At 64.8% G+C, this 14366-nt stretch carries 12 protein-coding genes and 1 pseudogene; 4 read left to right on the top strand and 9 right to left on the bottom strand.

Annotated features, from left to right (window positions below; translation table 11 throughout):
- Positions 1-52: 52 nt before the first annotated feature.
- The 3 genes from ACTX90_RS04690 to tdh form a co-directional block, all read right to left on the bottom strand.
- On the bottom strand, positions 53-1069 hold the full coding sequence (locus ACTX90_RS04690) for a LacI family DNA-binding transcriptional regulator (protein ID WP_047118545.1): 1017 nt from the start codon (positions 1067-1069) through the stop codon (positions 53-55).
- Positions 1070-1139: 70 nt separating this feature from the next.
- A complete protein-coding gene (locus ACTX90_RS04685) occupies positions 1140-2339 on the bottom strand; it encodes a glycine C-acetyltransferase (protein WP_443443306.1) in 1200 nt (399 codons plus the stop codon).
- A 32-nt stretch (positions 2340-2371) separates the two neighbouring features.
- Positions 2372-3424 carry an L-threonine 3-dehydrogenase gene (gene tdh, locus ACTX90_RS04680; protein ID WP_424572522.1) on the bottom strand — a complete coding sequence of 351 codons (1053 nt, stop codon included), beginning with the start codon at positions 3422-3424 and terminating at the stop codon, positions 2372-2374.
- Positions 3425-3558: 134 nt separating this feature from the next.
- Between tdh and ACTX90_RS04675 the strand changes: the two genes are divergently transcribed.
- The 4 genes and pseudogenes from ACTX90_RS04675 to ACTX90_RS04660 all read left to right on the top strand — a co-directional run bounded on the left by ACTX90_RS04675 (position 3559) and on the right by ACTX90_RS04660 (position 7462).
- On the top strand, positions 3559-4464 hold the full coding sequence (locus tag ACTX90_RS04675; protein ID WP_053797580.1) for a LysR family transcriptional regulator: 906 nt from the start codon (positions 3559-3561) through the stop codon (positions 4462-4464).
- 229 nt (positions 4465-4693) lie between these two features.
- Positions 4694-5881 (top strand): MFS transporter, encoded by a 1188-nt coding sequence (locus ACTX90_RS04670; protein ID WP_443443304.1) that lies wholly within the window; start codon positions 4694-4696, stop codon positions 5879-5881.
- Between the two features lie 91 nt (positions 5882-5972).
- The gene (locus tag ACTX90_RS04665; RefSeq protein ID WP_443443302.1) at positions 5973-6581 is read left to right on the top strand and encodes a GNAT family N-acetyltransferase; all 609 of its coding nucleotides are present in this window, start codon (positions 5973-5975) and stop codon (positions 6579-6581) included.
- Between the two features lie 122 nt (positions 6582-6703).
- Positions 6704-7462: pseudogene (locus tag ACTX90_RS04660) on the top strand (HAD family hydrolase).
- A gap of 73 nt (positions 7463-7535) precedes the next feature.
- Here the strand turns inward: ACTX90_RS04660 and ACTX90_RS04655 are convergent.
- From ACTX90_RS04655 to ACTX90_RS04630, 6 genes are all read right to left on the bottom strand, one after another.
- Positions 7536-8717, bottom strand: a complete 1182-nt coding sequence (locus ACTX90_RS04655) for a Gfo/Idh/MocA family protein (protein ID WP_424678932.1) — start codon at positions 8715-8717, stop codon at positions 7536-7538.
- 38 nt (positions 8718-8755) lie between these two features.
- Positions 8756-9793 (bottom strand): ABC transporter ATP-binding protein, encoded by a 1038-nt coding sequence (locus tag ACTX90_RS04650; RefSeq protein ID WP_424678931.1) that lies wholly within the window; start codon positions 9791-9793, stop codon positions 8756-8758.
- On the bottom strand, positions 9786-10790 hold the full coding sequence (locus ACTX90_RS04645; RefSeq protein ID WP_443443300.1) for an ABC transporter ATP-binding protein: 1005 nt from the start codon (positions 10788-10790) through the stop codon (positions 9786-9788). The genes ACTX90_RS04650 and ACTX90_RS04645 overlap by 8 nt, the downstream gene beginning before the upstream one ends.
- On the bottom strand, positions 10790-11695 hold the full coding sequence (locus tag ACTX90_RS04640; RefSeq protein ID WP_052772282.1) for an ABC transporter permease: 906 nt from the start codon (positions 11693-11695) through the stop codon (positions 10790-10792). Before ACTX90_RS04640 ends, ACTX90_RS04645 begins: the two co-directional genes overlap by 1 nt.
- Entirely contained in the window at positions 11692-12615 is a 924-nt protein-coding gene (locus ACTX90_RS04635) for an ABC transporter permease (RefSeq protein ID WP_047118535.1), read from the bottom strand. The genes ACTX90_RS04640 and ACTX90_RS04635 overlap by 4 nt, the downstream gene beginning before the upstream one ends.
- Positions 12616-12700: 85 nt before the next feature.
- The gene (locus ACTX90_RS04630) at positions 12701-14299 is read right to left on the bottom strand and encodes a peptide ABC transporter substrate-binding protein (RefSeq protein WP_443443299.1); all 1599 of its coding nucleotides are present in this window, start codon (positions 14297-14299) and stop codon (positions 12701-12703) included.
- Between the last annotated feature and the right edge of the window lie 67 nt (positions 14300-14366).

The raw sequence follows: 14366 nt of genomic DNA, 5'->3' as shown, positions 1-14366 counted from the left end.
ACGCGCGTCAACACCTATGCGGGAACAGCGTGGAGAATTTGGCGTGGAACTGTCAGCGCGGTGCCGGGCCGGTGCTGTCGCGGACCGTCATCAGCGGCGCGATGAGCTGTTGCACGGCGCCTTGGGAACTGCCTTCGATTTTCTGCACCAGTGCGTCGACCGCCGCATGGGAAACGACCTCCCCCGGCGGTGCCACCGTGGTCAGTGCCGGGGCAACCATTTCGGCCGATCGATCACCGACACCCAGTGCAATCACCGAGAGGTTTTCGGGGATGCGCAACGATGCCATGCCCGCGGCGTTGACGAATCCAGCGGTGGCGAATTCCTTGAGCGCCAGCACCGCAGTAGGGCGCGGGTGCAGGTCCAGATAGGCGTCCAGCGCCGCGCGGCCGCCGCGCGCGTTGTTTTCCACCGGCACCTCCCGCATCGACATGCCTTGGACGCGCACGGCATCCGAGATGGCACGGGCCGTGCGGATGGCCGGGCCGTTGCCGGCGTCCTGGTCTTCCACGGAGACGTTGATGTACATGATGGATTGGTGGCCGAGGCCTGCCAGGTAGTCCACCGCCATGCGCCCGGCCTCGGCAAAATCATTATCGACATAGGACAGGTCAGCGCTGTCATCGGGCCGGCCAATGGAAGCGAAAGGTATGCCCGCGCGCCGCAAGACATCGAAGCGCGGGTCATTGATCGACACTTCCATGAGCAGCACCCCGGCCACCAGCTTCTGCCCGACCAAGCTTTCCAATCCCATGACATCGGTCATCGGATTGGACCACAACAGCATGTGGTAGCCCAGCGCGCGGGCACGCTCCATGGCGGCGGTGACGTATTCGAACTCGGTGGAAGAATAGCCGTCCACGCTGGTAGGAAAGTGCAGGGCAAGGATCCCCCGGCGCGACCCGGCCAGGCCCTGGGCAAAGGCATCCGGGGTGTAGCTCAGCTCCCGCATGGCCGCCAGGACCCTGGCCTTGGTCGCCTCGGAAATGGTGCGCCGGCCGCTGATCACGTAGGACACGGTACTGGGAGATACGCCGGCCAAGCGCGCCACCTCATCCCTGGTAGCCATGAGCCCTCCGCCTTTGGTTATGCCAACTCGTCATCCCTATTGAAACACGGCGCCGGGCCAACCGAGCTGGTCAGCGGCTGGCGACGAAGGCCTGCACGCAAGCCTCGATGTCCTCGGCCGAGTGGGCGGCGGAGAGCTGCACGCGGATGCGCGCTGCGCCCTTCGGAACCACCGGGAAGCTGAAGGCGGTCACGTAGACGCCGTGCTCCAGCATCTTGCCTGCCACCTCTGCGGCCTTGACCGCATCCCCGAACATGACCGGGACGATGGCGTGCTCCCCGTCCAGCAGGTCGAAGCCTTCCTCGCTCATGCGGCGGCGGAAGAGCGCTGCGTTCTCGAGGAGCTTCTCGCGCAGCTCGCCGGAGCCCTCCACGAGCTCCAGCGCCTTCAACGTCGCCGCCACGATTGCCGGGGCCAGCGAGTTGGAGAACAGGTACGGGCGGGCCTTCTGGCGCAGCATCGCAACGATTTCGCCGCGGCCGGACACGTAGCCGCCCGAGGCGCCGCCCAGCGCCTTGCCGAAGGTGCCGGTGTAGATGTCCACGCGGTCCGAAACCCCTGCATGCTCCGGGGTGCCGGCGCCGGTGGCGCCCATGAAGCCCACGGCGTGCGAGTCATCCACCATGACCAGCGCGTTGTACTGCTCGGCCAGGTCGCAGATGGCTTCCAGCGGAGCGATGAAGCCGTCCATGGAGAAGATGCCGTCGGTGACGATGATGGTGCGCCGTGCCCCGGCCCCGTCGTTCATGGCGGCCGCGGCCTGCAGCTGGACTTCCAGGTCTGCCATGTCCTGGTTGGCGTAGCGGAAGCGGGCGGCCTTGGACAGGCGGATGCCGTCAATGATCGAGGCGTGGTTCAGCGCATCGGAGACAATGGCGTCTTCCGGGCCGAACAGCGACTCGAAGACGCCGCCGTTGGCGTCGAAGCAGCTGGAGAACAAGATGGTGTCCTCGGTGCCCAGGAATTTGGAGACGGCTGCCTCCAGTTCCAGGTGTAGGTCCTGGGTGCCGCAGATGAAGCGGACCGAAGCCATGCCGAAGCCGCGCTCGTCCATGGCCTGCTTGGCGGCCTCGATGATGCGCGGGTCGTCGGCCAGCCCCAGGTAGTTGTTGGCGCAGAAGTTCAGCACCTTGCGGGAGTCCTGGCCCAGCGAGCCGGCCAGGATGGACGCGGACTGCGCCGAGTCGATGTGGCGTTCGGCCTTGAACAGGCCCGCGGTGCGCAGCTCATCCAGTTCCCCGGCAAGCTGTTCCTTGAGGTCGGTATACATTCCCAATTACTCCTTGTTGATCCGAGCGATTCTTAGCTGCTGAAGACTGTCCAGTCCAGCACGACCTTGCCTCCGTGGCCGCCACGGGCTGCCTCGAAGCCCTGCCGCCATTCGCTGGCCGGCAGGAAATCGGTGACGACCGAGGAGATGCGCTCGCGCATCAGCTCGGAGCTGGTGAGCATGGCGCTCATGGCATACCAGGTTTCGAACATTTCGCGGCCGTAGATGCCGCGCAGGGTCAGCATGTGGGTCACGACCTTGCCCCAGTTGATGTCGATGGACTCGCTGGGCAGGCCGAGCATGCAGATCTTGCCGCCGTGGTTCATGTTCTCGATCATTTCCGGCAGCGCGGTCTTGTGACCGGACATCTCCATGCCGTAGTCGAAGCCTTCGATCATGCCCAGCTCGCCCTGGGCGTCCTTGATACGCTGCTTGGCGACGTTGACCGCCAGGTCCACGCCCATGGTCTTGGCCAGCTCCAGACGCTGCTCGGAGATGTCGGTGATGGCGATCTTGCGGGCGCCGATGTGGCGGGCCACTGCGGCGGCCATCAGGCCGATCGGTCCGGCGCCGGTGATCAGTACGTCTTCGCCGACCATCGGGAACTGCAAGGCGGTGTGCACGGCATTGCCGAAGGGGTCGAAGATGGCGCCCAGCAGCGGGGTGATGCGTTCGTCGCGGTGCACGTAGACGTTGCTCTCCGGGATGGAGACGAATTCTGCGAAGGCGCCGTCGCGCTGCACGCCGACGGAGCTGACGTTGATGCACATGTGCTTGCGGCCGGCGCGGCAGTTGCGGCAAAGCCCGCACACCACGTGGCCTTCGCCGGAGACGCGGTCCCCGACCTTGACGTTATGCACGAAGTCGCCCACCTCGACAACCTCGCCGTAGAACTCGTGGCCCGGGACCAGCGGGGTGTTGATCATGGCCTTGGCGGCTTCGTCATAGGCTTCGATGTGCAGGTCGGTGCCGCAGATGCCGGTGGTCATGACGCGGATCTTGACGTCGTGGACGCCTACTTCCGGCTCCGGACGTTCAACGAGTTCCAAACCGGCGTGTGGTCCGGACTTGTACAAGGCTTTCATCAGGGATTCCTTTGATCAAGAAGCTGCGTCATGAGCACGAATGGTGGGATCAGTTCAAGTGTCGCACCGACCAAGCACGGATGACACCTTAGTTGATCATCGAAATACTGATCTGACGATTTAGTATTTACTTCATGGAATTACATCAGCTGAGAATCCTGCGCGAATTGGAGGACCTGGGAAGCGTCAACGCCGTAGCCAAGGCACTCTACGTCTCCCCCTCGGCCGTTTCCCAGCATCTGGCCCAGCTCCAGCGCAATTTCGCGGCACCATTGACCATGAAGGACGGCCGGCGCCTGGTTCTGACCGCCGAAGGCAGGCTGCTGGCTTCGGCCGCGGCGCAGGTCGCCTCGACCCTGGCCGAGGCTTCGGCGAAGATCCAGGCGCAGGATCAGGACCGGCAGACCCCCGTCAAGGTCGCAGGATTCCATTCCATCGGCCAGACGATCTTCGCCCCGCTGCTGACGTGGACGGAGCGCTCGCTGCCACCCCTGAGGTTTTCCGACGAAGATGTCTCGCAACAGGACTTCCCTGCGCTGACATCCGCCTACGACCTGGTGCTGGCGCACCGCATGCCCCACACCGCGCCGTGGCCGCAAAACCATGTGGCAGTCATCCCGCTGGCCTTCGAGCCCTTGGATATCGCGCTGCACCGGGATCACCCGCTGGCAGCGTTCGAAGAGCTCTCTCCGGAACAGGTGATCGGCGAGCGCTGGGTTGTGTCGAGATCCGGCTACTCCCCTGCCGACGTCTTGGAAACGATTGCCGCCCTGGCCGGCCGTGCACCGACGGTCGAGCATCGGGTCAACGACTACGCCACCGCAGGGTCGCTGATCGAGGCCAGCGGCTGCCTCGGGATCCTGCCTCGCTATACCGCGCGGAAATCCCTGGACGACACGGTGACTTTACGACCAATCAAAGGCCTTTCAGCAGGTCGACAAATCGACGTCTTGATCCGCGCGGAGCATCTTTATCGAGAGCCCGTCGTGGCTGTCGTTGAAGCGATCCGGCAGACCATCCAAGAGCTTGTCGGAGGATAGCTTCACGCGTACATGCACCCTGAGGTGAATGCACATGTTCAAGAGCTCCTCGCGCTCTGGATTCGACGAATTCAGCGCGCGCTGGGGGCTCTGAGGAAAACCACTGCGACGGACCTGCTTGGCGAACGCCGCCGATGGCCCGTGCCACGCCGATTTCCTTCGCGTAACGTGCCAAGAATTCATCCGTTTCCTCTCGTCCACGCCAATCCACCATGGTTACGCTGGGTGCGTGGTTGATCAGAAGGGCGGATTGGGTCCGCTGTACTTGGCGGGATTCACGACGGCATTCGGCGCCCACGGCGTTGCTGCTGCGCTGGGCACCGAAACGGAGAATCTCGGGCTGGCCTTTGCCACGCTCGGCTTGATCCTGGCGACATATGACATCGCCGAGGTGATCCTGAAACCCGTCTTCGGCACGCTAAGCGACCGGGTCGGCGTGAAGCCGGTAATCGTGGGAGGACTGCTGGTTTTCGCGGCGGCCTCGCTGCTCGGCGTCTTCGCCGCATCACCGTTGCTGCTCGCCCTAGCGAGGCTGGCCCAAGGTGCGGCCGCCGCAGGCTTCTCCCCCGCTTCTTCCTCGGCCGTTGCCCGGCTGGTGGGGCCTTTTCTCGCTGGACGCTACTTTGGCAAATACGGTTCGTGGAAGGGGCTCGGGTATGCCGGCGGCCCGCTGCTCGGAGCGGCCCTCATCACGTGGGCGGGCTTGCCGGCACTGTTCCTGGTGCTGGCTGGGCTCTCACTGGTCGCAGCCCTGTGGACGGCCATCTCAATGCCTTCCGTGCCGGTCCTGCCGAAACACTGTTCCACGCTGGCAGATATTGTGAAACAATCCACGGCGCCGGCATTCCTCGGACCAGTACTCCTGTTGGCCGTTGCCACCGCGGTTTTGGGCGTCGCGGTGGGTTTCATCCCGTTGCTAGCAGCCCGACTCGGTGCTGACCCGATCATCGGCATGGGCGCTGTCAGCATCCTCGCCGTCATATCTGCCCTCGTGCAACCTCTGACCGGACGGATCCACGATTCTGCCCCGCAACGGGTCAATACCCTGATATCCGCCGGCGCAGCACTGCTGCTTGCCGCAGTAGCTCTGCTCGCGGTGGTCCCGTCCCTGCCGGTGATTCTGCTTGGCGCCGCGGCAATCGGCCTCGGGGTCGGGCTGATTACGCCACTAGGATTTGCCCGACTCGCCGCAACCACGCCGCCAGAACGCATGGGGCGCACCATGGGCAGCGCCGAGCTCGGGCGGGAGGTCGGAGATGCCGGGGGCCCGATCCTCGTGGGGCTGGTGGCCGGGGCGGCGACGCTGCCCTTGGGCCTGGGCGCACTAGCAGTCGCCTGCGCGGTGGCGGCGGCAGGCGGGGCAATAATGATGCGCTCACCGGCTTCGTCTGCGGATCATCCGAAGGGCACCGAATGAACCGGTCCCCGGTCCGGCGTTTGCCTTCCGCCCGGGAGAACGTAGACGCGCAGGGGTGCCGCAGAGATTTCTCAGCACGTACAGTATTCGCATGAAAATCCTTGACCCCGTCACCCTGCGCGGCACCCATGTCACCCTCGAGCCACTGTCCATGGACCACCATGACGATCTGGTACAGGCAGCCAGCGACGGCGAACTGTGGAACCTCTGGTATACCTCGGTACCGCGTCCCGGAGACATGCGCGAAGAAATCCGCAAGCGCCTGGCGAGGCAGTCGGAAGGCTCAATGCTGGCCTTCACCACCCGACTCAATGATCCCGCTACCGGATTGCCCGGCAGGATTATAGGCATGACCACCTACTGCGGCATCGACCTCGGACTGCCCCGCGTGGAGATCGGCTACACCTGGAACGCCGCCAGCACCCGCGGTTCAGGGGCCAATGCCGAGAGCAAGCGCCTGTTGCTGGGCTACGCCTTTGAAACGCTGGGCTGCGAAGTCGTGGTGTTCTGCACGCACTGGATGAATTTCCAGTCGCGCATGGCCATCAGCCGCTTGGGCGCCAAGCAGGACGGAGTGTTGCGGGCCCATTGTCGGATGCCGGACGGATCGCTGCGCGACACCGTGGTCTTCTCGATCTTGAAGACGGAGTGGCCGCAGGTGCGCAACGAACTGGACCGCCGAATCGCCGCCTATTCGTAAGGTTCCGCTCCATCCATCGCAGGCCGGAACAAAACAGCAGCCGGAGCGGAGGCAAGTGGGCTGGCGCTGATGGAACAGCGTGGTGCCCGGGAACAAACTAATCTTGTTCTAGGCGGCGGCGAATGCCCGCTGCCCCAGTGTTGCTCCTGCAATCCGCGGTCAAACACTCTCCACGTCTTCTAATCGAATGGGAATCCCACGCCTTGCAGCAGAAATTCTCCGCCGTCCTCTTCGACTGCGACGGGGTCCTGGTGGACTCCGAGCTCATCACCAACTCCGTCCTGCGGGACATCCTGCGGGAAAACTGCTGGGAGATCAGCATGGAAGAGAGCATCAAGATCTTCATCGGCAAGGCGCTGAAGGACCAGTGGGAACCGATCTACCAGCACACAGGGGTACGCATCGACGATGCCTGGCTGGCGCAGTTCCGGGCCCGGCGCGACCAGGCGCTGCGCACGCAGCTGCGCCCGGTGGAAGGGTCCGCCCAGGCCGTGGCGGCGGTCGCCAGCGTCTACGGCTCGAAGATCGCCTGCGTCACCGGCGCGGACCGCGCCAAGGTGTAAATGCAGCTGGAACTGACCGGGCTCGACCAGTATTTCGGCGACCGGGTGTTCAGCGGCATGGAGTTCCCGCGCAGCAAGCCGGCCCCGGACGTGTACCTCGCGGCCGCCAAAGCGCTGGGCATAGATCCCCGAGAGGCGCTGGTCATCGAGGACACCGCCACGGGCGTGACTGCCGGAGTCGGCGCCGGGGCGACGGTCTACGGATATTCCTCCGGCGGTCCGACCAGCACCGACCCCGAGTCACTGCGCCAGGCCGGTGCCAGCAGGATCTTCACCCACATGGACCAGCTGGCGGAACTGGCCATAGAGGTCGAGTAGCACGACGGGCCAAAACGACAACGCAGGGCTCGGTGAACCGTCCGGTTCACCGAGCCCTGCGGTCATTTTCCGGCTATTTGACTGCTTCGGCCTGCTGGTCGGCTTCGAAGTAGCGCACCACGTCCTGGTCCGGGGAAGGGATCTGCAGCGTCTGCCCCTGATCGCGCAGCGAGCGGGCGCCCAGGTCCCCCACGGCCACCGCTGCGCGGGCCGCCAGCGGTGAGGTCTCGGTGGCTCCCCCTTCACGGGCGAAACGCAGGAATTCGGCGATCAGGTTCGGGTCCGCGCCGCCGTGCCCTTCCTCGTCGCCGTGAATTTCCACCTTCACATCCGGTTCGGCGAAACCGTGGGTGGTGCGGGTGTTCCAGACATGGATGAAGTCTCCCGGTCCGTCGCCGAAATTCTCCAGCCGCCCCTCGGTGCCGATCACCGTGTAGTTGCGCCAGTAGTCGGGGGTGAAGTGGCACTGCTGGTAGGAGGCGAGCACTCCGTTGTCCAGCTTCATTTGCACCATGGATAGGTCTTCAACGTCCAGGTTCGGGTTCAGGTCGCGCTGTTCGGCAGGAGGCCAGTTCTCCAGGGAGAACCAGTCGCGCATGCGCCGGTCGGCATTGTCCCGGCGGTCCTGTACCCCGCCGTAGACGGCGAGTGCCCCGACTCCGGAGACCTGGGTGCTGTAGCCCCCGGCCAGCCAGTGGATCACGTCGATGTCATGGGCGCCCTTCTGCAGCAGCAGGGTGTTGGCGTAGCGGCGTTCGGCGTGCCAGTCCTTGAAGTAGTAGTCCCCGCCGTTGCCCACGAAGTGCCGGCACCACACGGCCTTGACCTCGCCGATGGCACCCGAGTCGATCAGCTGCTTCATCTGCCAGATCACGGGCATGTGGCGCATGTTGTGGCCCACGTACAACCGGGTTCCGGTGCGCTGCGCGGTGGCCAGGATGTCATCTGCCGCCTCCAACGTGATGTCCAGCGGCTTTTCCACGAAGGTGGGGATGCCCGCCTCCAGGGTGCGGACCACCACCTCGCGGTGCGTGAAATCAGGGGTGAGCACCAGGACCGCGTCGAGGTCAGCTGCCAGCAGCTCGTCCAGCTCGGCGGTGATCAGCGCCTCGGGCAGGGCCTGCGCGGCATCGGCACGGCCGCGTTCGCTGATGTCGCACACCATGCTCACCACGCTGCCCTCGCCGGGGCGCTGCAGATAGCGGTGCAGGGAAGCACGCAGGCCGAAGCCTACGATTCCAACTTTAAGATCCATGGGAATTCTCCTTGTCGTCACCTGTCGGTGCGCTCTGACTAATTGTTGGTTGGGCCAATAGGCCCGGGGAAAAAGCACCGTGCCGCATGGCCCTCGCCCACCGGGTCGAGGCCCGGCTCGGCGGTGGCGCAGGATGGGCGGGCCACGGGGCAGCGGGTGTGGAAACGGCAGCCGCTGGGCGGATCGATCGGAGACGGCGGGTCGCCCTGCAGCATGATCAGCTGCCGGGACTTGCCTGGCTCCTGGCGAAGCTCCGGCGCGGCGGACAGCAGCGCCTGCGTGTAGGGGTGCGCGCTGCGGTCGTAGACCTGGTCGTAGGTGCCGGTTTCAATGACGCGTCCCAGGTACATGGCGGCCACCGTGTCGGAAATATGCCGCACGATCTGCAGGTCATGGGCGATGAACACGTAGCTCAACCCCAGTTCCTGCTGCAGCGAGGCCAGCAGGTTCACCACCTGCGCGCGCACCGAAACGTCCAGGGCGGAGACCGCCTCGTCGCAGATGAGCACCTTGGGATTCAGCGCGATGCCGCGGGCGATGCCGATGCGTTGCTGCTGCCCGCCGGAAAAGTTGTGCGGATAGCGTTCCAGATGGTCAGGATTCAGCCCCACCAGTTCCATCAGTTCGGCGATCTTGGCCCGCCTCCCGGACCGCGGCACGGCGTCGGGGTGGATTTCGAAGGGTTCCATGAGGATCTGCTCGATCGTCATGCGCGGATTGAGCGAGGCGTAGGGGTCCTGGAAGATCAGCTGGATGTTCCGGCGCATCTGCGCCCGTTCAGCTCCGTGCAGGGTGTTGATGTCCTGGCCTTCGAACAGGACCTGTCCCTCGGTGGGCTTCTCCAGTCCACTCAGCACGCGGGCCAGCGTGGACTTGCCGCAGCCGCTTTCCCCGATGATGCCAAGGGTTTCGCCCTGCCGGATTTCCAGGTCCACCCCGTCCAGGGCCTTGACGGTCTTGCGCGGGCCGAAGGGCATCGCCCGGGCCACCGGGTAGTGCATCTTGACGCCGCGAAGCTCCATGAGCGGGCCTTGGACTGAATCCTGCGGCTGTTGTTCAAGCTGGGTATTAAGCATGGACCAGCACCTCCTCGGATTTGAAGCACGCGGTGTCGCGCTGCAGCGCAACTGGCTGCAGGACGGGAATCGTGGCCGTGCATGCCTGGTCGGCCAGCAGACAGCGGGCGGCGAAGGAGCAGCCCTGCGGAAGGCGCAGCAGATCCGGCGGGCTGCCCGGGATGGCAGGCAGCTGCTGCCCCTTGAGCTCTTCGCTAGCGATGGACGCGGCCAGGCCCCGGGTGTAGGGGTGCGCCGGATGCGCCAGCACCTCGGCGGTCGGGCCACGCTCGATGATGCGTCCTGCATACATGACTGCCACCTCGTCGGTCACCTCGCGGACCACCGAAATGTCGTGGGTGATCAGGATCAGCCCCATGTTGTTTTCCGATTGCTGTTCCTTGAGCAGTTCAAGGATCTGTGCCTGGACCGTGACGTCCAGCGCGGTGGTCGGCTCGTCGGCGATCAGCAGTTCCGGATCCAGGGCCAAGGCCATGGCGATCACGATGCGCTGGCGCATGCCGCCGGAGAACTGGTGCGGATAGTCGTTCACGCGCTTGGCCGCGGCCGGGATGCGCACGCGGTCCATCATCTCGATGGCCGCCCGCTTGGCCGCCGCCCGGCTGTAGCCACGATGCACCCGGTACAGCTCGCCGATCTGGCGTCCCACCGGATGCACCGGGTTCAGCGCGCTGAGCGCATCCTGGAACACCATGGCCACGCTGGCGCCGTTCAGGCTGCGCCGGCGCTTGGCGCTGACCGCCAACAGGTCTTCCCCGTTGAGCAGGATCTGCCCATGGGTCACCCGCGCCGGAGGAGTATCCAGCAGGCCCATGATGGTTCGGGCGGTCACCGACTTGCCGGAACCCGACTCGCCCAGGATTCCCAGCGAGCGCCCGCGCTGCAGCGAGAGGTTGACCCCGTTGATCGCGGTCGCCACCCCCTGGCGGGTTGCGAATTCCACCCGGAGGTCCTTGATCTCCAGCAATGACGGTGCTGCTTCATGCGGCTTGTTCATCACTTGCCCTTCGGGTCGAATTCATCGCGCATGGCCTCGCCGAAGAGGACGAAACCGAGCACGGTAATGGTCAGGAAGATCGCCGGGAACATCAGCAGGTGCGGCGCCGCATCGATATACTCACGGGCTGCCGCCAGCTGCAGGCCCCAGGAGACCGCCGGCGGGGTCAGGCCGATGCCGATGAAGGTCAGACCGGCCTCGGCGGAAATCATGCCGCCCACACCAAGGGTCTGCAACACCAGCAGCGGGGTGATCGCGTTGGGCACAATGTGCTTGCGCAGGATACGGCCGTTGCCGGCGCCGAGCAGGCGGGCGGCCTGCACGTATTCGCGGTTGCGCACCTCCAGCACGGAAGAGCGCATGAAGCGCACGCCGCCGGGCCAGCTGAACAGGGCAAGCGCGAAAATCACGGTCCAGACATTGCGTTCGCCGAACAGCTGCAGCACCACGATGGCGGCGAGGATGAAGGGCAGGCCGAAGGCCATGTCGCAGATGCGGGAAATCACCGCATCCACCCAGCCGCCGAAGTAGCCGGCCAGGGCGCCAACGAGGGCGGCGATGCCGAAGGCGATGGCCGAGACCACGATGCCCACCAGGATCGAGGCGCGGGCGCCGTAGATGACGTTGGTGTAGTAGTCGCAGCCCTGGATGTCTATGCCGAACAGGTGCTCGGCACTGGGTGGCTGGTTGGACTTGAGGATGTCGCAGTTCTCGGTTGGACCCGGACCGAATCCGGTGAACAGCTGAGGGAACGCGGCCATCACGATCATCAGCAGCACGATGGCGCCCGAAATGACGAAGCGCGGTTTCAGCCACCAGCGTCGGTGGGCGCCGCGCACCTTGTCCGGGGCGCGGTCCACTGCCTTGGCGCCGTCGAGGGGATTAACCGTTGTTGTCGTGCTCATATTCTCACCCGTGGGTCGATCAAGCCGTAGGTCAGGTCAACCAGCAGGTTGAAGACCAGGTACACCAGCACCAGCAGGGTGGCGATGCCGACCACGATGGTGCCTTCCTTGTTGTTGATGGAACTGACCATCAGTCCCCCGATGCCCGGGATGTTGAAGATCGCCTCGATGATCACCGCGCCGCCGAGCATTCCGGCCAGGCTCAAGCCCAGGTAGGTGACCACCGGGATCATCGCGTTGCGCAGGGCATGGCCCCAGATGATGCGCTTGGGTGAAAGGCCCTTGGCCTTGGCGGTGCGCAGGTATTCGGCCCGCAGCACGTCCACCAGCGAGGTGCGCGTGAGCCGGGCCAGGCCGGCGGCCGCTTCCAGGGCCATGACCAGCGCCGGCAGGATGAAGGCCATGGGCCAGCCCGCGCGGATGCCGGCCGGATCCACCCAGCCAAGGTGCACCCCGAAGTAGGTCTGCGCGCCCAGGGCGATCACGAACCCGGGAACACCCATGAACAGCACCGTGAATACCAAAGCGAAATGGTCTCCTGCCTGGCCGCGGCGCAGTCCGCCGTAGACTCCGATGATCAGGCCGACGAACAGCTTGAGCACCCAGGCGGTCATGGCCAAGGCGAAGGTCGCGGGGAGGCGTTCGAGGATCAGGTCGAGCACCGGACGGCCGAAGAAGTCGATGCCGAAGTCTCCGCGGAAGACGCCCAGGATGTAGTTTCCGTACTGGATGATGAACGGGTCATCCAGGTGGTAGGCCTGGCGGATCTGCGCCACCGTGGCCTCCGGCAGCGGGCGCTCGCCGGTCAGCGCGGAAATCGGATCGCCGGGCATCAAGAATGTCAGTGCGTAGATGATGAAGGTGGCGCCCAGCAGCACCGGGATCATCTGCAGGATGCGCCGTACGGTATAACCCAGCATTGGTTACCCCTTTTGTCTGTGTGTTTCCGGCAAGCCGGGCGCCGGAAAATCATTTCCGGCGCCCGGCTTCCTGTCACGGTTCGTGCTAGCAGCCGTAGCCGGCGCGGTAGTACTGTAGGTCGCCCTGGACGTCGTTGAGCACGGCGCACTTGGACTGCAGTCCGTAGTCGGTAGGGATGAACAGCGGGATGGCCGGCAGGTCCTTGATGATGATCGCTTCGGCCTGTTTGAACAGCTCGGCCGACTTGGCGTCGTCCATTTCGGCGCGGGCTGCCTGGAGCAGCTTGTCGACCTTCGGGTTGGAGTAGGCGGTGGCGAGGTTTCCGTCGCCGCCGGTTTCATACTGGCTCAGGTACTGGTCCGAAGACTTGTAGGACCAGCCCCACAAACCGAAGGCGGCGCCTTCGAGCTTCTGGCTGTTGCGGCGCTCCGAGAGCTCGGTGCCGAGCATCGGCTTCATTTGCACGCTGATGCCCAGGTTGTCCTGGATCTGTTTGGCGATGGCCTGGACCAGCTGCTGGTCCGAAGCGGAGTTGCTTTCGATGACCAGGGTGCCGTCGAATCCGCCGTCATCGGCCAGGATCTTCTTGGCCTTCTCAGGATCGAAGGTGCAGGCGTCGCAGGAGCCTTCAACGTAGGAGTCCAGCGCCGGAGGCACCAGCGAATCCGATGGCTGGGCATGGCCCTTGAGCAGCGAGGTCGCGATGGCCTCCCGGTCGATGGACATCGACACGGCGTCGCGCAGCGCCTTCGAGGACAGCTCGTCGACATAGGCCGGGATCTGCAGGGTCTGTTGCTTGGAGCCGATCTTGACCTCGAACAGCGATTCCTCGCCCAGCTGGCTGTTGGCCTTGTCGACCATGGTGGCAGGCACGTTGCGGATCATGTCCAGGTTGCCGGCGGTCATGTCGGTGTAGGCGGGGTCGATCGAGGTGTAGATTTTTCCGACCAGCTGCTGCGCGCCGCCGGAGAAGCCGGCAGCGCCCTTGAATCCGTCCCACTTCTCCATGACGACCTGCTGGTTGTGGTCCCAGGAAACGAACTTGTACGGGCCGTTGGAAACCGGCGCCTCATCGTAGGCTGCCTCGTCGTCGAAGGCGCTTTCAGGCATCGGGCAGGTCGGGTTGGTGCTCAGGATTGCCGGGAAATCACGGTTCGGGGCCTTGAGGGTCACTGTCAGGTGGGTGTCGTCCACGACCTTCACGCCGGACAGTTCGGTGGCCTTCGCCGTGGAGCCGTCCAGCGGGTTCAGCTCGTCATAGCCCGCGAAGGAGACGAAGGTTCCGTTGCCCTGCCAGGCGTTAGCGCCGGTGGCGGTGGCGTTCCAGGCGTCGGCGAAGGAGTTCGCGGTGACCGGCGTTCCGTCATGGAAGGTCCACCCGTCCTGCAGTTCGATGTCCCAGACCTTGGCGTCATCGCTGGACACGGACTTGGCGGCCAGCGGTTCGAGCTCCTGGCTCTCGACATTGACTTCCATCAGGTTGGCGCACAGCGCCATGCCGATCTGGCTTCCCGGATCCTTCTGCGGAACGATGCTCTTCGGCTCGCTGGTCATGAACGACAAGGTCGCGATGTCCGAGCCGTTGCCAGACGCGGCCTTGCTGCCGGAGCCCGAGCAGGCGGTCGCGGCGAGCATCAGCGATGCGGCGCCGGCGACAAGCGCCAATTTCCTGGATTGCTTCATCCTGTTTCCTCCTACATGCGGCATTCCAGGCCTGTTCGCCGAGGTGTTGCTGCCGTCACATTTATTT

It is taken from the genome of Glutamicibacter soli, assembly GCF_052322135.1.
Classification (GTDB): domain Bacteria; phylum Actinomycetota; class Actinomycetes; order Actinomycetales; family Micrococcaceae; genus Glutamicibacter; species Glutamicibacter soli.
This window is presented reverse-complemented; position numbering and strand designations above follow the sequence as displayed.

What these genes read in the sequence shown, in the direction of transcription:
- ACTX90_RS04690 (WP_047118545.1), bottom strand. Translation starts at nt 1,069, where the DNA reads ATGGCTACCAGGGATGAGGTGGCGCGCTTGGCCGGCGTATCTCCCAGT.
- ACTX90_RS04665 (WP_443443302.1), top strand. Translation starts at nt 5,973, where the DNA reads ATGAAAATCCTTGACCCCGTCACCCTGCGCGGCACCCATGTCACCCTC.
- ACTX90_RS04655 (WP_424678932.1), bottom strand. Translation starts at nt 8,717, where the DNA reads ATGGATCTTAAAGTTGGAATCGTAGGCTTCGGCCTGCGTGCTTCCCTG.
- ACTX90_RS04635 (WP_047118535.1), bottom strand. Translation starts at nt 12,615, where the DNA reads ATGCTGGGTTATACCGTACGGCGCATCCTGCAGATGATCCCGGTGCTG.
- ACTX90_RS04675 (WP_053797580.1), top strand. Translation starts at nt 3,559, where the DNA reads ATGGAATTACATCAGCTGAGAATCCTGCGCGAATTGGAGGACCTGGGA.
- ACTX90_RS04630 (WP_443443299.1), bottom strand. Translation starts at nt 14,299, where the DNA reads ATGAAGCAATCCAGGAAATTGGCGCTTGTCGCCGGCGCCGCATCGCTG.
- ACTX90_RS04640 (WP_052772282.1), bottom strand. Translation starts at nt 11,695, where the DNA reads ATGAGCACGACAACAACGGTTAATCCCCTCGACGGCGCCAAGGCAGTG.
- ACTX90_RS04645 (WP_443443300.1), bottom strand. Translation starts at nt 10,790, where the DNA reads ATGAACAAGCCGCATGAAGCAGCACCGTCATTGCTGGAGATCAAGGAC.
- ACTX90_RS04685 (WP_443443306.1), bottom strand. Translation starts at nt 2,339, where the DNA reads ATGTATACCGACCTCAAGGAACAGCTTGCCGGGGAACTGGATGAGCTG.
- ACTX90_RS04650 (WP_424678931.1), bottom strand. Translation starts at nt 9,793, where the DNA reads ATGCTTAATACCCAGCTTGAACAACAGCCGCAGGATTCAGTCCAAGGC.
- tdh (WP_424572522.1), bottom strand. Translation starts at nt 3,424, where the DNA reads ATGAAAGCCTTGTACAAGTCCGGACCACACGCCGGTTTGGAACTCGTT.